General features: G+C 66.0%; 19 protein-coding genes. 13 read left to right on the top strand and 6 right to left on the bottom strand.

Annotation, left to right across the window (positions count from 1 at the left end; translation table 11 throughout):
* Positions 1–39 precede the first annotated feature (39 nt).
* Positions 40–942, bottom strand: coding sequence for a LysR family transcriptional regulator (locus tag VGT80_RS07990; protein ID WP_327454582.1), 903 nt, complete (start codon positions 940–942; stop codon positions 40–42).
* A 138-nt stretch (positions 943–1080) separates the two neighbouring features.
* On the opposite strand from VGT80_RS07990, the gene VGT80_RS07995 reads away from it, so the two are divergent.
* The 11 genes from VGT80_RS07995 to VGT80_RS08045 all read left to right on the top strand — a co-directional run bounded on the left by VGT80_RS07995 (position 1081) and on the right by VGT80_RS08045 (position 8836).
* The gene (locus tag VGT80_RS07995; protein ID WP_327454584.1) at positions 1081–1464 is read left to right on the top strand and encodes a Rid family detoxifying hydrolase; all 384 of its coding nucleotides are present in this window, start codon (positions 1081–1083) and stop codon (positions 1462–1464) included.
* Positions 1465–1477: 13 nt separating this feature from the next.
* On the top strand, positions 1478–3439 hold the full coding sequence (locus VGT80_RS08000) for a hypothetical protein (protein WP_327454586.1): 1962 nt from the start codon (positions 1478–1480) through the stop codon (positions 3437–3439).
* A gap of 53 nt (positions 3440–3492) precedes the next feature.
* Positions 3493–4236, top strand: a complete 744-nt coding sequence (locus tag VGT80_RS08005; RefSeq protein ID WP_327454588.1) for a glutathione S-transferase family protein — start codon at positions 3493–3495, stop codon at positions 4234–4236.
* 34 nt (positions 4237–4270) lie between these two features.
* Positions 4271–4642 (top strand): cupin domain-containing protein, encoded by a 372-nt coding sequence (locus VGT80_RS08010; RefSeq protein ID WP_327454590.1) that lies wholly within the window; start codon positions 4271–4273, stop codon positions 4640–4642.
* A gap of 165 nt (positions 4643–4807) precedes the next feature.
* A complete protein-coding gene (locus VGT80_RS08015) occupies positions 4808–5260 on the top strand; it encodes a hypothetical protein (RefSeq protein WP_327454592.1) in 453 nt (150 codons plus the stop codon).
* Between the two features lie 83 nt (positions 5261–5343).
* Positions 5344–5910, top strand: a complete 567-nt coding sequence (locus tag VGT80_RS08020; RefSeq protein ID WP_327454594.1) for a GNAT family N-acetyltransferase — start codon at positions 5344–5346, stop codon at positions 5908–5910.
* Positions 5911–5967: 57 nt separating this feature from the next.
* The gene (locus tag VGT80_RS08025; RefSeq protein ID WP_327454596.1) at positions 5968–6399 is read left to right on the top strand and encodes a hypothetical protein; all 432 of its coding nucleotides are present in this window, start codon (positions 5968–5970) and stop codon (positions 6397–6399) included.
* Between the two features lie 228 nt (positions 6400–6627).
* Complete coding sequence (locus tag VGT80_RS08030; protein WP_327454598.1) at positions 6628–7404, top strand: hypothetical protein; 777 nt, start codon at positions 6628–6630, stop codon at positions 7402–7404.
* A gap of 82 nt (positions 7405–7486) precedes the next feature.
* On the top strand, positions 7487–7840 hold the full coding sequence (locus VGT80_RS08035) for an ArsR/SmtB family transcription factor (RefSeq protein ID WP_327454600.1): 354 nt from the start codon (positions 7487–7489) through the stop codon (positions 7838–7840).
* Positions 7830–8339, top strand: a complete 510-nt coding sequence (locus tag VGT80_RS08040; RefSeq protein WP_327454602.1) for an SRPBCC family protein — start codon at positions 7830–7832, stop codon at positions 8337–8339. The genes VGT80_RS08035 and VGT80_RS08040 overlap by 11 nt, the downstream gene beginning before the upstream one ends.
* A gap of 353 nt (positions 8340–8692) precedes the next feature.
* Positions 8693–8836 carry a hypothetical protein gene (locus VGT80_RS08045; protein WP_327454604.1) on the top strand — a complete coding sequence of 48 codons (144 nt, stop codon included), beginning with the start codon at positions 8693–8695 and terminating at the stop codon, positions 8834–8836.
* 116 nt (positions 8837–8952) lie between these two features.
* Here VGT80_RS08045 and VGT80_RS08050 read toward each other — a convergent pair whose 3' ends face one another.
* A complete protein-coding gene (locus VGT80_RS08050) occupies positions 8953–9582 on the bottom strand; it encodes a nuclear transport factor 2 family protein (protein ID WP_327454606.1) in 630 nt (209 codons plus the stop codon).
* A 325-nt stretch (positions 9583–9907) separates the two neighbouring features.
* Between VGT80_RS08050 and poxB the strand changes: the two genes are divergently transcribed.
* Positions 9908–11641 (top strand): ubiquinone-dependent pyruvate dehydrogenase, encoded by a 1734-nt coding sequence (gene poxB, locus VGT80_RS08055; protein ID WP_327454608.1) that lies wholly within the window; start codon positions 9908–9910, stop codon positions 11639–11641.
* A 41-nt stretch (positions 11642–11682) separates the two neighbouring features.
* Positions 11683–12258, top strand: coding sequence for an FUSC family protein (locus VGT80_RS08060; RefSeq protein WP_327454610.1), 576 nt, complete (start codon positions 11683–11685; stop codon positions 12256–12258).
* 452 nt (positions 12259–12710) lie between these two features.
* On the opposite strand, the gene guaA is transcribed toward VGT80_RS08060, so the two are convergent.
* The 4 genes from guaA to guaB all read right to left on the bottom strand — a co-directional run bounded on the left by guaA (position 12711) and on the right by guaB (position 17498).
* Positions 12711–14273, bottom strand: a complete 1563-nt coding sequence (gene guaA / locus VGT80_RS08065; protein WP_327454612.1) for a glutamine-hydrolyzing GMP synthase — start codon at positions 14271–14273, stop codon at positions 12711–12713.
* Positions 14274–14282: 9 nt separating this feature from the next.
* Positions 14283–15560, bottom strand: coding sequence for an RsmB/NOP family class I SAM-dependent RNA methyltransferase (locus VGT80_RS08070; RefSeq protein ID WP_327454614.1), 1278 nt, complete (start codon positions 15558–15560; stop codon positions 14283–14285).
* Positions 15561–15569: 9 nt separating this feature from the next.
* Positions 15570–15974, bottom strand: a complete 405-nt coding sequence (locus tag VGT80_RS08075; RefSeq protein ID WP_327454616.1) for an MAPEG family protein — start codon at positions 15972–15974, stop codon at positions 15570–15572.
* A 63-nt stretch (positions 15975–16037) separates the two neighbouring features.
* Positions 16038–17498 (bottom strand): IMP dehydrogenase, encoded by a 1461-nt coding sequence (gene guaB / locus VGT80_RS08080; protein ID WP_327454618.1) that lies wholly within the window; start codon positions 17496–17498, stop codon positions 16038–16040.
* Positions 17499–17555: the final 57 nt, after the last annotated feature.

Raw genomic sequence — 17555 nt, forward strand, 5'->3', positions numbered from 1 at the left:
GACGACGCCCGCAGTCGGCGCGCGCCCAACAGCGAAGCTCTAGGCGGGCGTCCTTGGATCGGCGACTTCAAACACATCACGAATGCCGTCTTCCAGCAGTCGGACCGCCTTCTCCAAGGCGCCGAGTTGTCCAGCCCGCACGATCGCGACGGACATGCGCAAGTCGAATGATGGCGGTCGCAACACTTCGACCGTGCCGAGGGCGTTGTTCCTGGCGACGAAGCTCGCCGGCAGCAAGCCCAATCCATATCCCGACTGAACGAATGCGAGCTGCAGATGCACGTTGTGGATTTCAGCCGCGATCATGGGGGTGAAGCCGGCGCGCTCCATATGATCCAGCAGGCTTGCCCGAAGGAAGCACCCAGGCGGATTGAGCACCCAGGGCGCCCGGCCCAGGCTTGTCCAGTCGCCATCGACGTCGCCTGCACCGCCTCGAACGATCTCCACGCGGTCCGTCGCGACGATCTTCGTCACGAGCGGCGGAGGCGCGGTCGTTCCGACGGGCAACACCACGACCGCGACGTCGAGCTCACCGGCGAGTAGCCGGCTGCGCAAGTTGCCGCCGCCCTCGCTCAACAGCTGCAGCCTGACCTGCGGGTATTTTTCGGTCAGCGCCCGGATGGGCTCGGTCATCGTCCCCACCGCCAGGGGATGGGTGAGCCCGATGCGCAGGACGCCGTGGGGTTCGGCGTCGCTCGACGTCAGGGACTTCAGCGCCTCGGCCCGCTGGAGCAGGTCTCGCGCTTGTTCGAGCACTTTGGAGCCCAGCGCGTTCAGGCGCGGCGGCTTGACCGAGCGATCGAGCAGCTCGGCGCCCAATGCAGCCTCCAGCCTCTGCAGTTGCCGGGTGATCGCTGATGGCGTTCGGAACAGGCGATCGGCGGCGCCGGCGATGGACCCGGCGCGAGCGAACTCCACGAGGGCGCGCAGGTCTTCGAGCAAGGAAGCCTCCCTAGGCATACGTCCCACCGATAGCAGAATCGTGCGAAACCAGCACTATTATCGTGATGATAATGAAGTAGTGGAATTTCCCATCCGACAGCAAGGTGCCCGCAAGCTCAGCTTCCAAAGCAGGCATCCATGGCCAAGACCGCAATCACCTCGACCGAACTCGCGCCCCCGGTCGGCCCATATTCCCAGGCCGTCAAAGGCGGTGGCTTCATCTATTTCAGTGGTCAGGTCGGTCAGGACCCGGCGACGGGGAAGCTGGTGGCGGGAGGTCTCGCGGCCGAGGCGAAACGCGCCTTCGAGAACCTCGCGGCGGTCCTCAAGGCGGCCGGCAAGGGTTTCGACGACGTCGTGCGCGCCGGCGTCTATCTCACAAGCATCAGCGACTACGCAGCGCTGAACGGCCTCTACGCCGAGCACTTCAGACAACCACCGTTTCCCGCCCGCACCGTGATCGTGGTGGCCGCGCTTCCGCTGGGGGCGTGCGTCGAGATCGACCTCGTCGTTCAGGCCTGACGCTGGAGCGCACATGTCATCTGCTCGGAGCCGAGCATTTCCCGTCGCCATTGCGGCCGTTTTCGCGACGTTCCAGGCGAACGCCGCGTGGGCCCAGCACGCGAGCGACAATCCCGTAAAGTCGGCCGACGACGCCTTTGGGCTGTCCCTCGGACTGGAGAAGGTCGGCCTCTACAATCCGGGATCGGTTCGCGGGTTCAGTCCGATATCGGCCGGCAACGTGCGGATCGACGGAATGTATTTCGACCTGCAAGGCGCGCCGTCCGATCGGGTCGTCGAGGGCTCGACCATTCACGTCGGTGTCAGTGAGATCGGCTACCCGTTTCCTGCGCCGACGGGCATCGCGGATTACAATCTGCGTCATGTGGGAGGCGACACGCCCAATGCAACGATCATCGCGAGCGCCGGTCCCTTTGAGGCATGGGGCGTCAGCATCGATGGGAGCGTTCCCCTGATCGGCAAGGCGCTCGTGGTGCCGATCGGCGTAAGCACCCAGGTCAGCACGCAATCCGCCGAAGATGGGGCCTTCTATCCTGGATTGACGTCTCGAACGACGAGCGTGGGCGCAACGCCCCAGTGGACGCCGAATTCGCGCGTGACAGTGCGCGCGCTTATCGATTGGCGGGGGACCACCGCCGGGAAAACGCTTCCGGAGTTCTTCACCACCGGCGATTTCCTGCCGCCCTTGATCACCAAGGGTTACCTCGCGCAGAATTGGGCCAGGCGGCAAAACACGACGGTGAATTTGGGGGGACTGGCCACCGCACAGCTGGCCCAAAACTGGTTGCTGCGAGCCGGGGTTTTCCAGTCGACGAACAACAACCCGGCCGTTTTCGCGGATCTCTACACCGACGTGCAACTGAACGGCCAAGCCGAGCATGTGGTCGCCGCCTTTCGGGACCAAGACAGTTCTTCCACCTCCGGCGAAGTGCGCCTGACCGGCACCTTCCTAACGGGCGATTGGCGCCAGCAGGTGATCTTCGCGGCTCGCGGACGCGACACCACATCGCGCTTCGGCGGCGGCGATGTTGTCGATCTTGGTCCAGCCGCCATCGGCAAGCTCGTCCAGGCGCCGGAGCCGCACTTTACATTTTCGGCGCGCGCGGCCGACCGGGCCCAACTGCGGAGCGTGGGGGCCGCCTACCGAGTCGATTGGCGCACCCGGGGCGTGCTCGAGATGGGACTCCAGAAGGAAGACTACCGCGAGACCGCCAGCAATCCACGGACCCCGCAATCGGAGATCGCGGCTCACCCCTTGCGGGTCTACGCCAACGCGGCCTTCGCCGTCACCTCGCGATTGACGCTTTACGGAGGCTACACCCAGGGGCTCGAGAAATCCGGTGTTGCGCCGAATTCCGCGCAAAACAGCGGAGCGGTCCTGCCGGCGTCCCTGACATGGCAGGTCGATCTGGGCGCGCGCTATGCCGTCACGCCGAGGTTGAAGGTCATCGCCGGCGTGTTCGAACTTCAAAAGCCCTATTTCAACCTGGATACGAGCAACATCGATCGAGAACTGGGCGTGCAGCGGGCCAGGGGCATCGAGTTCTCGGTTGCGGGCGAGGTGACCGAAAACCTCAACGTCAACATCGGCGTTCTCGATGGCTTGGTCCGGATCACGGGGCCGAGTCTCGCCGCCGAGGGCGTGGGGTCTGTCGCCGTCGGTCAACCGCGTCTGACCTACGTGGCCACCGCCAACTATGCCCTGCCGTGGTGGCCTGCGGCGTCGCTCGACGTAAGGGTCGTGCACGTCTCGAGCGCGCCCGAAAGTGTGGACAACGCTGTGTACACACGGCCCGCTACGAGCCTGGCTATCGGAGGCCGGTACAAATTCACTGCGTTCGGCAAGAATAGCTCCCTTCGCCTCCAGGTACAGAACGTGCTTGCTACAAATCTGTGGCAGCAACTCAACACGCCGGGGGTCTTCCAGTACCCAGGACCGCGCAGAGTCTTGGTATATATCACGACGGACTTTTGAGGACGTCCGCCTTGCAGAAGGCAGCGTCAGACGACGCGGAGGACCACCCAATCATGATGAAGCTCTATTCCTGGGACATCAGCCCCTACGCGGCGCGGGTGAGAATGCAGATCTACGCCAAGGGGCTCACCGACGTCGCCACCGAGCAGACGCCGTTTTTCCTGACACAAAAGTTCTACGAAGACCGTCCGCTCAGCCGCATCCCGTCGCTGGAGATCGACGGCGACGCGATACCGGAGTCGGCGGTGATCGCCGAGTATCTTGAGGAGATCTATCCCGAGCCTTCCCTGCTGGGCTCGACGCCGCGCGAGAACGCCCACATCCGCACACTGGCGCGCGTCGGCGACGTCTATCTGATGAGCACCGCGTTCATGCTCGGGTCTCAGACCCGAATCCTCGCCGCCCAGACGCCCGTCCCCACCGGCGTAGAGAGCATCGTCGCGCTGCTCAGCGGCCAACTGGCGAGCAGCATCAGGACGCTGGACCGGATGATCGGCCGCGACGGCTTCGCCTGCCTCGCCCGCCTCACCCTGGCCGATTGCGCGCTCGTGCCGGCGCTCTCCTACGTGCAGCACATGCTGTTGAACAGGGGGCTCGACGACCCGATCGCCGCGAACGCCAATGTGGCCGCCTACTGGGCTGCGATCCAGCGACAGGAGCCTGCGGCGCGCGTCCTGGCCGAGTTCCACCGAGGGCGGGAGGAACGCCGAGAACAGATCAGCAGCGGCGAGCTCGAGAAGATGAGGGCGGCAAACCAGGCGGCAAGGGAAGCGGCGGCGCGCGCGGCGAGCGTGTGACACGCCCGCTCGGCCAACCGTGAAGGAGAATATCATGTCCAACCAACCCGGCCCCGTGCACGTCAATCTCGCTGAAAGCCTGGCCCTGTTCGACGAGCATTGGGCGCCCAAGATCGTCGCGCGCTACAACGACAACGAAGTGCGGCTGGTGAAGACCGCCGGCGAATTCGTCTGGCACAAGCATGACGAAACGGACGAGCTCTTCCTGATCCTGGAGGGCGAGTTCGACATGGACTTCCGCGACCGCACGGTCACGGTAAGGCCGGGCGAGTTGCTGATCGTCCCGCGCGGAACAGAGCACCGGCCGGCGGCGCGGCGTGGCGAGGTCAAGCTGCTGCTGATCGATCCGAACGACACCCCGAACACGGGCGACAAGACAACCGCCACCCAGGCCGTCGAGCTCTAGGGGTCCGGCCCTGACGGCCGCCGTGATCGTGCGAGACCAGAACTATGATCGTGATAATCGTGAACTTGCGTAAGTTTACAGGGGGCGCATATTTCAGCAACGCTTAAGACGGATCGGAAATCCGAAAGTTGTCAGCGTAAATCAAGCTATGGGAACAAAGAGAAAATGAAAATCGCTGTCGCCCTCTGCGCCGCTGTCGCAGTTTCCCTGATCCCTCTTAGCGCGATTGCTCAGAACGCCCGCGAATATAGCCTCGGGCCGGTCACCGAGGTGGATTACATCCACGTCGAGTACGGGCATTTTGACGAGTACATGAAATGGGTGACCTCGACATGGGCGCCGACCATGGCCGCCGCGAAGAAAGCTGGGCTGATCATCGGCTACAAGGTCTTCGCATCCTCTCCAAAATCACCGGATGACGCCAATGTGTACCTTGAGATTACTTTCAAGGACATGGCGGCCTATGCCGGAGACATCGGCGACCAAGCCGACGCGTTCGAAGCCGTGACAGAAAAGGTCATCTGCAGCAGCGCGTGTCAGGACCAGGCCAGAGTGCACCGCAATGAGATCCGAAAAGTTCTGGGCACCGAAGTGACTCGTGAACTGATCTTGAAGTGAAGGCGCCAAGCGACCGATCAAGACTCGCCGGGCTCGCCCGCTGGCTACGGCGCCGCGCCAAGGCGATATCCTCGCATGCCAAGGTGGCGATCGCGCCCGAGCCGGCCACCAGCGCCGCCGCCCAATATTGTCTTGGCGAATATTATCGCGAGCTCGGCGACCGCTTCGACGGCGGCTTCGATCCCGAGCTCAGCCTGTTCCCCTCGCTTGACGAATTCGCCCCGCCGCGCGGCGTCTTCCTTGTCGCCCGGCTTGACGGGCAGCCGGTCGGCTGTGGGGGCCTCAAACCGATCTCGGCCGATGCGGCCTACCTCAAGCGCATGTGGATCGCGCCGGACGCTCGTGGGCTCGGCCTCGCGCGCCGGCTGCTCAGCGCACTCGAAGAGCAGGCAAGACTGTTGGGTTATTCGGTGATGCGCCTGGAAACCAACAAGACGTTGGTCGAGGCGCAGCAGCTCTATCGCTCGTCGGGCTACTGTGAGACGCCGCCATTCAACGATGAGCCCTACGCTCACTACTGGTTCGAAAAGGCGTTGCATGGTGGCAAGGGGCGGGCCACGGCCGCGCGCGCCGCGCTGATGCCCGGCGAATCTGTGCCGGGACTGCCGCTCCGCACGCAGGCGGAGCCTGGAGGCCGCGGCGGGAACTGAGCCCTGCAGGACGTCTTGGTCCGTAACGACGGACGCTCTCCCAAATGGATTGTCGCAATGAGAACCTTCGAAGGTCGTTGCCACTGCGGTCGCCTGAAGCTGGAATTCTCCACCGACCGAGATCCGCACAGCCTGGTGCCGCGGGAAGATGGCTGCGGCTTTTGCCAGCGCCATCGCGCGGCGGCGATTTCCGATCCGGATGGAAGCCTATTCATCCATCTTCCTGCAGATCCGCCGAAGCCATATCGCTTCGGCCTGAACATCACCGATTTCCATGTTTGCGACCGCTGCGGTGTCTGGGTCGCGGCGACCTGGCGTGATGGTGATGACTTGCGCGGTGTGATCAACGTGCCTGCGCTTGACGATCGCAGCCTTTTCGATGCCGCGCCCGTGGCCGTGAATTTCGATGGTGAGGACGTTCAAGCGCGCGAAGCTCGTCGTCGAGTTGGATGGACGCCAGCACGGATCGTGACTGCGGAAGACAACTAAGCGCGCATACCATTCGAAGACGTCGGCGGTCGTGCCGTCGGTGGAAGTGACGGCGCCGCCGAGGCTCTAGCCTTCGCGCGTCATCGGCGCCCTTCGTATCCACCTTGGCGCACCGACCCTCCGTGGCCGGTTGACAACTACGGAGAGCCTCAATGTGCTGGAATTGGGGGCGAGGCGATGCGCAGGATCGCGCTCCGCGCCCTTCCGAGGCGCGCGAAGGAGGCCGGCATGTTCAAGCGAATTCTCAAGATCCTGCCGGCGTTTTGCCTTGCGTCGAGCACGGCGTGGGCGGCGGAAAACCCTTTCATCGGCGAGTGGAAGCTCGACCCATCGAAGACCAGAATGCCCGACGAGATGAAGATCGAGCGCAAGGGCGGCGCCAGGTACGCGTTCGATTTCGGCGGGGGCGCCGAGACGATCCTGGCCGATGGGAGCGACCAGCCGGGGGGCTATGGCGGGACCCTGTTGTCGGTGAAGGCTGAGGCGCCCGACACCTGGATCGTCGAGCGCAAGAAAGACGGCCGGCTGCTGCTCAAGGCGACGTGGAAGCTCTCGAAGGACGGCCGTACGCTCACCGACTATTTCCGCCAGTTCGGAGCCAGCGGCGCGCTGTTCAGCATGGATTACGTCTATCGGCGCGTCGGTCGGGGATCGGGCATCGCAGGCGACTGGCGGAGCATCAAGGAGACGATGAACTCGCCCTATCCGTTTGAGGTGAAGGCCTTCCAGGGCGACGGCCTGTCGTTGTTCACGGCCTTGGAAAAGAAGACGCAGAACGTGAAGTTCGACGGCAAGGACTATCCCAACGAGGGGCCGTTCGCCGGCGGCGCTTCGTCTTCAGCCCAGCGGCTGGACGCGCGCACCCTGGCGATCACCGACAAGGCGGGCGGTAAGGTGACGGATATCGAGACCGTGGGGCTCTCAGCCGACCTGAAGATCCTGACGATCACGACGCACGTCCCCGGCAGCGACCGGCCGAGCGTGATGGTGTTCGAGCGGGCCTAGCCGGACGAGTTCGGGCGGCCATTCAGCGCGCGCTCGGCCGCCCCTTGCACGCCGCCGATCCCTGCGTTAGTTACTGAACTACATGGTTCAGTATTTGCCGGCCCGCCTCGACGCCTCGTTCGCCGCGCTCTCGGACGCCACCCGGCGCGGCGTCCTGGAGCAGCTCGGACGCGCAGACTCCTCGATCACCGACCTTGCCGAGACGTTCCACATGACCCTCACGGGCATGAAGAAGCACGTCGTGGTCCTGGAGCGGGCCGGGCTGGTCGCCACCGACAAGGTTGGGCGCGTGCGGACCTGCAGGCTCGGCCCGCGCCGGCTGGCCGAAGAGATGGCGTGGATCGAGCAGCACCGCCAGCTCTGGGCCTCGCGCTTCGACGCGTTGGACCAAGTCGTCGAGGACCTGAAACAGAAGGAAAGAGCCGATGGAACGTGAGCCCGCCGCGGGGAAGAACCGCACCACCGTGGAGCGCACGTCGGACCTGGAGCTGGTCGTGACGCGAACGGTCGACGGCCCGGCGCGCCTCGTCTTCGAAGCCTGGGCCAAGCCGGACCTGTTCCAGCGGTGGTGGGCGCCGAAATCGTTCGGCGTCACCCTGATCTCCTACGAGGCCGACGTCCGCACAGGCGGCGGGTACCGTCTGGTGATGGGCCACCCGTCCTCGGAACAGCCCATGGCGTTCTTCGGCAGGTACATCGAAGTGACGCCGCCCACCCGCCTTGTCTGGACCAATGACGATGGGGGTGGAGACGGGCCCGTCTCCACGGTGACGTTCGACGAAAAGGATGGCGTGACGCGGGTCGTCGTGCACGAGCTCTATCCTTCGAAGGAAGCGCTCGATGAAGCCATGGCCTCGGGTAGCACAACCGGTTGGGGCGAGCAGTTCGAGCAGCTGGACGAGCTTCTCGTCACCACGGGCGCGGAAGGGCCATAGCGCCGTCGATCTCGCGGCCGCCCGCCTGGCCCCTCACTCCCCCTCGATGGTGGGATGCGGTGATATCCAATTGGTTTCTATGAATATTTTTGGATAAACAACACGCTCTCCCGCGCGAGCCACCGACAACTCGGATATCTGTTGTTTTCATTGAGCAATTTAGGATGAATTTTTCGCGCCCTGTCGCCATCTATCGGCGTCATTCGAGCGACGGCTGCGTGCCGAACACAACCTCCCTCTTCAATCAGGCTCCGAGTCGGCGCTCCGGCAAAGCCGGTCGCGGACCGTCACCATGGGTCCATCAGTAGATGACTTTCGAGGGTTGCCCGAGCCGGGCGAACATGGAGCGCCATATGTCCGACCTGCAGACCTCCGAACTTCCTCCGACCGTCCCCGCTTCGCCAACGCGACCAATCCGACGCCGCGAGCTGCGCCGGCTCGTGCCGCTCAGCGACACGACCATCTACGAGCCGAAGGTGATCGCTGCGGCGGCGTAGCCGATCAGCAGTTGCTGCGAGGCGGAGACCGGAGATCCCCCGGCCCAGGACCCGGGCCGAGCCAGCGCCTAAGGCTCTTCAGCCAGTCGGTAGCCCGCGTCCAGGCGGCTGCGGCGTCAGGCTCCGGCGAGCTCGATCGCCATGGGACCGCTGATCGCCCCTTCATCGAGCCACCTCTGATCCGATGCGAAAATCGCCTGCTCTTCGTCGGAGCCGGCGCACACCTGGGGCAGGATTTCTGCGCCCAAGCTCGCCAAGGTCCCGGCCAGGTGTCGGTACTGGGCGGGATGGGAGTGAAGGTCCAGCTCGTCTCGGAGGCTCCCAAAGGCCGTGGGATCGCCCACGGGATCGAGCCGGTCGCGTTCGTAGATGCAGACCCTGCGCAGCGCCTTCCACCCGGTCTCACGGCGTTCAAACCAATCATGGAAGCGCGCATAGCTGGTGAGGTCGGCCTGCTGGCCACGCAAAGGCATGCGCAGCATGATGGCGACGTCCGTGTCCGCGACCGCCCTGTCGCCCGCGACCCTGACCCGCGGCGGCCAGATCAAGTGCTTGGTCGCAACCGGTGAGGACGCCGCGAGCCGCTGCGAGGCCTCCACGAACCGGGCGAACGGGCCGCGGAACCAACTGACCTGAATTCGGCCATCGGCGTGGAACTGCTGAAGCAGGTCATCCCACCGACCCTGGTCGCGCGCGGCGAAATTCAGCACGCTTTGTTGGATCTGAGAGAGGTCGTCGGGGGGCATGTCAGGTCTCATGGAGAGGGGGATGATCAGCGCCCGATATGGAAAGACTTTGCTGGCTGTCAAACAAGTGGCGCTGTTGTGCCTTCTCCTCGCGAGGCGAATTGCCGGCGTGAGACCAAACGCCGTCAACCGCCGCACCGATAGCTAGATTACAGATTTTATTGGGGAATACTGACCGATCGGACGCGCCGTGCCGCGCATGTTCCAGCTTCGAGTGTGCCAATGGCGGAACGGACTGTTCCGGACGCGCCGCTACTCCACAACCCGCACCGCGCACACATATGGCCCTTCGCGGGGGCGCTTCGCCAAATATCGAGGAACAGAAATGACTCGGACCGTCTCCGACCAATTGATCGACAGCCTGGCGGCCAGCGGGGTGAAGCGCATCTATGGCCTAGTCGGCGACAGCCTCAACGGCGTGACCGATGCGCTCGCCCGGCAGCGCCAGATCCAATGGGCGCCCGTCCGGCACGAAGAAGCCGCAGCCTTCGCCGCTGGGGCGGAGGCCCAACTCACCGGCAAACTCACCGTCTGCGCGGGCAGCTGCGGCCCGGGCAACCTGCACCTGATCAACGGTCTGTTCGACTGCCATCGGTCGCGGGCGCCGGTGCTGGCGATCGCAGCCCAGATCCCGTCCGCCGAGATCGGCTCCGGATACTTTCAGGAGACCCACCCGGAAAGCCTTTTCCGCGAGTGCAGCCACTTCTGCGAACTGGTCTCCAGTCCGGATCAGATGCCACGGATTGTGGAGACCGCCGTGCGCGAGGCCCTGGGCAAGCGCGGTGTCTCTGTCATCGTCCTGCCGGGCGACGTGGCGCTGCAGCCGGCGCTCCACGCATCGCCCGCCCGGCCCATCGACATCATGCCGCGACAGCCGCTGGTCACGCCAAAGGCTAACGATCTCCTCGCGCTCGCCGACGTCCTCAATGGCGCGGGACGCGTCACGCTACTCTGCGGCTCCGGGTGCGCCGGGGCGCACGACGAGCTCATGGCGCTGGGCCAGAAGCTGAAATCGCCGATGGTCCACGCGCTGCGCGGCAAGGAGCATGTCGAGTGGGACAATCCCTTCGACGTGGGCATGACCGGGTTGATCGGGTTCGGCTCCGGCTACTACGCCATCAACGACTGCGATGTCTTGTTGATGCTCGGCACGGATTTCCCGTACCGACAGTTCTACCCCACGGGACAGGCGCGGATCGCGCAGGTCGACATCCGACCGGAGAACCTTGGACGCCGCGCACCGATCGAGCTCGGCGTGGTGGGGGACGTGGGCGCCACCTTAACCGCCCTCCTGCCGCTGCTCGAAGAGAAACCCGACCGACGCCACCTCGACCGGGCCCAGGCCCACTATGCGAAGTCACGCCGATCGCTGGACGATCTCGCCCGCCCCTCCGGGCGCGGCAAGCTGGTCCATCCCCAGCAGGTCGCCGGGTCTCTGAGCGAGCTGGCGGCGGACGACGCCATCTTCACCTGCGACGTGGGCCTGCCCACAGTTTGGGCCGCGCGTCACCTTGCGATGAACGGCCGGCGGCGTCTGCTCGGCTCGTTCTGGCACGGCTCCATGGCCAACGCCCTACCCCAGGCCATCGGCGCGCAGAGCGCCTTCCCGGGTCGCCAGGTGATTTCGCTCTCGGGTGACGGCGGCTTTTCGATGCTGCTCGGCGACTTCCTCACCCTTGCCCAGCAGGACCTGCCGGTGAAGGTCGTGGTGTTCAACAACGGCTCGCTGGGCTTCGTCGAACTCGAGCAGAAGACCGTCGGTCTTCTTCCGTTTGGCACCGACCTCAAGAACCCTGACTTTGCCGCGCTCGCGGAAGCCGCCGGGATCAGGGGGCTGCGGATCGAGAATCCGAGCGACGTCGAGCCGACCCTTCGGCAGGCGCTGGCGCATCCCGGGCCCGTCCTGGTGGACGCCCATGTGACCCGCCAGGAACTGGCGATGCCGCCCACCGTGACCGCGGCGATGGCCAAGGGCTTTACCCTCTATATGCTGAAGGCCGTGCTGAACGGCGAGGCGGACGAAGTTCTCGAACTCGCCCGCACGAACCTGTGGCGCTGAGGGCGGCCATTAGATGGGCTGCCCGGTCGCTCAGCATGGGAATGGCGGCCCGCGGCCGCGCCCAACTGGCGGTGGTCCTCAAGGGCAGCCTCTACGTTGCGCGCTGCACTATCGCAGGATCGTTAGCCTACACAGCCGCGAACGTCGTTGGGCTTGAGCATCCCGTCTGGGCCTCAGTCTCCGCCTTGGTGGTCTCGCAAGAGAGCGCGACAGGGACCTACGGCGCCATCTGGGGCCGCTTCCTGGGCACCCTCAACGGGGTGATGGCGGCCGTGTCGATCGGCTGGGTCGGCGCGGCCTTGCATCTGTCGCTCGCGCTGCAGATCGCGGCAGGCGTTGCGCTCTGCGCCGCCCTGACCATTGGGCGGCCGCATATTCGGGTGTCCCTTTGGACCTGCCCCGTCGTCCTTGCGACCGCCGCTGCGGATGCGCATCCTGCCTTGGTCGCGATCTCGCGGGTCGCCGAGGTCGTCCTCGGGGCAGGCGTCGGGGCCGGCCTGGCGCTTCTCATGGAAGGCCGCTACGGCTCGCGCGTCTCGTTTGCAACTCACGCCTGCCGGCGCTGGACGGGATCGAGTGCGACGAGGCGCGACAGGAAAATCGGCGGGAAGAGCTGACCGAAAACCGCTTCCAGGTTGGCGAGGCTCCGCGCCAGCGGATGCACTGGGAGAGCTGGCAGGACTCATATCGTCGAGATGAAGTGCCGGTGAATTCAGCGACGATCCCAACAGAAATGCCAACCGCCCTTCCGCTTGGCCAGTGACTGCCAGGGCGCATACGCGGGACGAGTTCGTTGCCTGGAAATCTACGCAAACCCGCCCGTGCCGAGATCGTCTAGATATCGTTGACCATCGAAAACAGCCGAGTCCTGTGTGGCCGGGAAGCTACGCCTTTGGCGCGGAAAATACCGTCGGCTTTTCCGACGGAATCACACGGTTGCCTATCTCACGCGTCGTGAACCGATAGATGGCGAAAGGTCCCGACACGGAGTCAGCCAGTTGACCATGCAGACTCAATGGTCAACGACCATTCGTACCTATATGATAATATTCACCTTTTACAGCAACGCTCATTCCCACTCGATCGTTCCGGGCGGTTTCGAGGTCACGTCGTAGACCACGCGATTGATGCCCTTGACCTCATTGATGATGCGGGTGGCGGCGCGGCCCAGGACGTCCCAGGGGAATTCGAAGAAGTCCGCCGTCATCCCGTCCGTCGAGGTGACGGCGCGGAGCGCGCAGACCTCGTCATAGGTGCGGGCGTCGCCCATGACGCCGACGGTGCGCACCGGCAGCAGCACCGCGAAGGCTTGCCAGATGGCGTCGTAGAGGCCGGCCTTGCGGATCTCGTCGAGGTAGATGGCGTCGGCCTTCTGCAGGACCGCGACCTTCTCGGGCGTCACCTCGCCGGGGATGCGGATGGCCAGGCCAGGCCCCGGGAACGGGTGGCGGCCGACGAAGGCCGGCGGCAGGCCAAGCTCGACGCCGAGCGCGCGGACCTCGTCCTTGAAGAGCTCACGCAGGGGCTCGACCAGCTTCAGCTTCATATAGTCCGGCAGGCCGCCGACATTGTGGTGGCTCTTGATCACCTGGCTGGGGCCGCCGCGGGCCGAGACGCTCTCGATGACGTCGGGATAGAGGGTGCCCTGGGCCAGAAAGGCCGCGCCTTCGACCTTGGCGGCCTCCCGGTCGAAGATCTCGATGAACACGCGGCCGATGGTCTTGCGCTTGGTCTCCGGATCGGAAACCCCGGCCAGGGCGCCGAGGAATTCCTTCGCCGCATCAACGTGCACTAGCGGGATGTTGTAGTGATCCCGGAACATGGTGACGACCTGCTCGGCCTCGTTGTGACGGAGCAGGCCGGTGTCGACGAAGACGCAGGTGAGCTGCTCGCCGATGGCCTCGTGGATCAAGACCGCGGCCACCGAGGAATCGACGCCGCCGGAGAGGCCGCAGATCACCCGGCCCTTGCCGACCTGGGCGCGGATCCTGGCGACCATCTCCTGGCGGAAGGAGGCCATGGTCCAGTCGCCTGAGAGGCCGGCGATCCTATGGGTGAAGTTGCGCAGCATGAGCGCGCCGCGCGGGGTGTGGGCGACCTCGGGGTGGAACTGGATGCCGTAGAACCGGCGGCCCTCATCGGCGATGACGGCGTAGGGGCTGCCGGGCGAGGTGGCCACCACCTCGAAGCCCTCCGGAATGGCGGTGATCTTGTCGCCGTGGCTCATCCAGACCGGCTCGTTGGCGCCCACCTCGCCCAGGCCTTCCAACAGCGGCGAGGGCCGGGCGATACGGATTTCGGCGCGGCCGAACTCGCGCTCGTGGCCGCCCTCGACGGCGCCGCCGAGCTGGGCGGCCATGGTCATCTCGCCGTAGCAGATGCCGAGCACCGGCACGCCGAGCTCGAAGACCTTCTGCGGCGCGGAGGGACTCTCGGCCTCATGCACGCTGGCCGGGCCGCCCGAAAGGATCACAGCCTTGGGGCCGAAGCCCTCCAACACCGCCTCGACCTTGTCGTAGGGATGGATCTCGCAATAGACGCCGCTCTCGCGCAGCCGCCGGGCGATCAGCTGGGTCACCTGGCTGCCGAAATCGACGATCAGGACCTTTTCGTGGTTGGGCGTGGCGGTCATGGCGGTCCGTTAGCGAGGTTTCGTGAGCACGGCGACGAAAAAGCCGTCCGTGCCGGCGGTGCGGGGTGAAAGGCGCAGGTAGCGCTCGGGCGTCAGGTGTTTTTCGAGCATCGGATCGGGGGTGGCGGGCGCGACCTGGAAGTCCGGATGGCGCGCCAGAAAGGCGGTGACGCGGTCCTCGTCCTCCTCCGGCAGCAGCGAGCAGGTCACATAGACGATGCGGCCGCCCGGCTTCACGAAGGCTGTAGCGTCGTCGAGCACCTGGTCCTGCTCGGCGAGGCGCCGTTCCAGGGCCTGCGGGGTCAGCCGCCACTTGGTGTCGGGGTGGCGCCGCCACGATCCGGTCCCCGTGCAGGGCGCATCCACGAAGACCACGTCCATGCGGGCGTCGAGGCCCTTCAACGGATCGGGGCGGGCCGGCGTGCGGACCTGCAGATTGCGCACCCCGGCGCGCTCGGCGCGGCGGATGGTGTCGGTGAGCCGGCGGGCGTCTGAATCGTAGGCGTAGATCTGGCCGGTGTTCTCCATGGCGGCCGCCAGAGCCAGGGTCTTGCCGCCGCCCCCGGCGCAGAGGTCGAGCACCTGGAGGCCCTTCACCTCGCCGGCGCAGGCCGCGGCGACCTGGGAGCCCAGGTCCTGCACCTCGACCCAGCCCTTGACGAAGGCGGGCATGGCCTCGACCGCGGCGGCGCGCTCGTCGGCGCGCGGGGCGTCGATGCGCAGCGCCTCCGGCAGCAGGCCGGTGGCGTGGACCGGCAGCGGCTCCAGCGCCTTCATGGCCTTGCCCGGACCGGTCTTCAGGCGATTGGCGCGCAGGTCGACCGGCGCGCGTTCGGAAAGCGCCTGAGCCTCGGCGACGCGGTTCTCGCCGAAGGCGCGCGCCAGCGAGGCGTCCAGCCAGTCGGGATAGTCGCCGCGCACCGGCGCCGGCGCCTCGGCGAGGTCTCGCGGGCTTACCAGCGCCTGGCGTTCGGCGTCAGTGAGCGGGCCCGGGCCATGCGGCTCATCGGCGGCCGCCTCGGCGACGCGGTCGAGCGGCCAGCCCCAGAGCAGGCCCAATGCGCCCAAGGCCGCGGCGCGAGGGCTGTCCTCGCCCATCCGCCAAGCCAGCGACCGGCGCCGACGCAGCACGTCCAGCGCCAGGCCAGAGACGAAGGCGCGGTCCTTCGCCCCGGCGTAGCGGGAGGCGTCGCCCCAGGTCTTGAGCGCGAGGCGGACAGGCCGGTGGCGGGTCTCGATCTCGGTCAGAACGTCTATGGCCGCGCCTAAGCGTCCGCCGTCGCGCAAATCACTCTCTCACTGGAAGAAGGCCACGATGATCCAGATGATGCCGATCATGCTGGCGGTCCAGGCCACGGTCCGCACGATGGGCAGGCCCAGGGCATAGAGCGGCGTGTAGGCCACCCGGGCGATCACGTACAGCCAGGCGCCGAAGGTGGTCTGGTTGCTGGTCTTGCCGACCAGCAGGACCGCGATCACCGCCACGGCGAACAGCGGGAAGGTCTCCAGGAAGTTGGCGTAGGCGCGGCTGAGGCGCGCCGCCTGCCCGGTCACCGGCCTAGGGTCGTCGCGCGGACCGAGCAGCCAGGCGGTGTCGCGGTGTCCGCCGCTGCCCGCCACGGTCGCCCAGACCAGATGTATCAGGCCGATGATCACCGATGCGATCAGCAGCTTCAGCTCCATGCTTGTCGCCAGGTTCATAGTCGCCTCCCCCGAATGTCGGCCGGCGGCTCGCCGCCCGGTCCCTGTTGAACGCTACGCTACTCAGACGGCGCTAGGATAGTTCGGCGCCTCGCGGGTGATCATCACATCGTGGACATGGCTTTCGCGCAGGCCTGCCCCGGTGATGCGGATGAACCGCGCCCGCTTGCGGAAGGTCTCCAGGTCGCCCGCGCCCACATAGCCCATGGCGGCGCGCAGGCCGCCGATCATCTGGTGCAGGATGGGGGCGATCGGGCCCTTGTACGGCACCTGGCCCTCGATGCCCTCGGGCACCAGCTTCAGGGCCGAGACCTCCTTCTGGAAGTAGCGGTCGGCGGACCCCTGCGCCATGGCGCCCAGGCTGCCCATGCCGCGGTAGGCCTTGTAGGACCGGCCCTGGTAGAGGAACACCTCGCCCGGCGCCTCGTCGACGCCGGCGAACACCGAGCCCATCATGGCGACCGAGGCCCCCATGGCCAGGGCTTTGGCGAGGTCGCCGGAATATTTGATCCCGCCGTCGGCGATGATCGGCACGTCGGAGCCGGCCGCGGCGCGGACGCTCTCGGCAATGGCGGTGAGTTGCGGCACGCCGACGCCGGCCACGATGCGGGTGGTGCAGATGGAGCCGGGGCCGATGCCCACCTTCACCGCGTCCGCGCCGGCGTCGATCAGGGCGCGGGCGCCGTCGTAGGTGGCGACGTTGCCGGCGACGATCTGCACGCGGTTGGTCTCGCGCTTCACCCGCTGCACGGCCTTGGCCACATCGGCGTTGTGGCCGTGGGCGGTGTCGATGACCACCACGTCGACCCCGGCCTCCACCAGGGCCATGGAGCGCTCAAAGCCGTTGTCGCCGACGCTGGAGGCTGCCGCCACCAGCAGGCGGCCCTGGGCGTCCTTGGCGGCGTTGGGATGCTCCTCGGACTTCTCCATGTCCTTGACGGTGATCAGACCGACCGCGCGGTAGTCGTCGTCGACGACGATCAGCCGCTCGATCTTGTGGCGGCGCAGGAGGTCGCGGGCCTCGGCCTGGCTCATGCCCTCGCGCACGGTGACCAAGTTCTCATGCGTCATGAGCTCCTTGGCCGGCGTGTCGGGGCGGCTCTCGAAGCGCATGTCGCGATTGGTGAGGATGCCGCAGAGCTTGCCGGTCTTGGGATCGACCACCGGGAAGCCGGAGATCTTGCGGCGCGCGGTGATCGCGCGGATTTCGCTGAGCGGGGTGTCGGGGCTGATGGTCAGCGGATTGATCACCATGCCGCTTTCGTAGCGCTTCACCTCGCGGACCTGGTCGGCCTGCTCCTCGACGGAGAGGTTGCGGTGCAGCACTCCGATGCCGCCGTTCTGGGCCATGGCGATGGCCAGCCGGCTCTCGGTGACGGTGTCCATGGCGGCGGACACCAGGGGTATGTTCAGACTGATCTCACGCGTGAACCGGGTGGCGACATCCACCTGAGTTGGCATCACATCGGATGCGCCGGGTTCTAGCAAAACATCGTCGAAGGTGAGCCCTTCGCGAATCTCCATGGAGACACCTCGTTTTGCGAGCCGTGTATGTTCGCATGGCCTGCGCAAGTCAACGCG

Source organism: Phenylobacterium sp. (genome assembly GCF_035944335.1).
Lineage (GTDB): Bacteria > Pseudomonadota > Alphaproteobacteria > Caulobacterales > Caulobacteraceae > Phenylobacterium.

Excerpts from the sequence above, each read along its gene's own strand:
- VGT80_RS07995 (WP_327454584.1), top strand. The coding sequence starts at position 1,081 with ATGGCCAAGACCGCAATCACCTCGACCGAACTCGCGCCCCCGGTCGGC.
- VGT80_RS08000 (WP_327454586.1), top strand. The coding sequence starts at position 1,478 with ATGTCATCTGCTCGGAGCCGAGCATTTCCCGTCGCCATTGCGGCCGTT.
- VGT80_RS08005 (WP_327454588.1), top strand. The coding sequence starts at position 3,493 with ATGATGAAGCTCTATTCCTGGGACATCAGCCCCTACGCGGCGCGGGTG.
- VGT80_RS08010 (WP_327454590.1), top strand. The coding sequence starts at position 4,271 with ATGTCCAACCAACCCGGCCCCGTGCACGTCAATCTCGCTGAAAGCCTG.
- VGT80_RS08015 (WP_327454592.1), top strand. The coding sequence starts at position 4,808 with ATGAAAATCGCTGTCGCCCTCTGCGCCGCTGTCGCAGTTTCCCTGATC.
- VGT80_RS08025 (WP_327454596.1), top strand. The coding sequence starts at position 5,968 with ATGAGAACCTTCGAAGGTCGTTGCCACTGCGGTCGCCTGAAGCTGGAA.
- VGT80_RS08030 (WP_327454598.1), top strand. The coding sequence starts at position 6,628 with ATGTTCAAGCGAATTCTCAAGATCCTGCCGGCGTTTTGCCTTGCGTCG.
- VGT80_RS08035 (WP_327454600.1), top strand. The coding sequence starts at position 7,487 with ATGGTTCAGTATTTGCCGGCCCGCCTCGACGCCTCGTTCGCCGCGCTC.
- VGT80_RS08040 (WP_327454602.1), top strand. The coding sequence starts at position 7,830 with ATGGAACGTGAGCCCGCCGCGGGGAAGAACCGCACCACCGTGGAGCGC.
- VGT80_RS08045 (WP_327454604.1), top strand. The coding sequence starts at position 8,693 with ATGTCCGACCTGCAGACCTCCGAACTTCCTCCGACCGTCCCCGCTTCG.
- VGT80_RS08050 (WP_327454606.1), bottom strand. The coding sequence starts at position 9,582 with ATGCCCCCCGACGACCTCTCTCAGATCCAACAAAGCGTGCTGAATTTC.
- poxB (WP_327454608.1), top strand. The coding sequence starts at position 9,908 with ATGACTCGGACCGTCTCCGACCAATTGATCGACAGCCTGGCGGCCAGC.
- VGT80_RS08060 (WP_327454610.1), top strand. The coding sequence starts at position 11,683 with ATGGCGGCCCGCGGCCGCGCCCAACTGGCGGTGGTCCTCAAGGGCAGC.
- guaA (WP_327454612.1), bottom strand. The coding sequence starts at position 14,273 with ATGACCGCCACGCCCAACCACGAAAAGGTCCTGATCGTCGATTTCGGC.
- VGT80_RS08075 (WP_327454616.1), bottom strand. The coding sequence starts at position 15,974 with ATGAACCTGGCGACAAGCATGGAGCTGAAGCTGCTGATCGCATCGGTG.
- guaB (WP_327454618.1), bottom strand. The coding sequence starts at position 17,498 with ATGGAGATTCGCGAAGGGCTCACCTTCGACGATGTTTTGCTAGAACCC.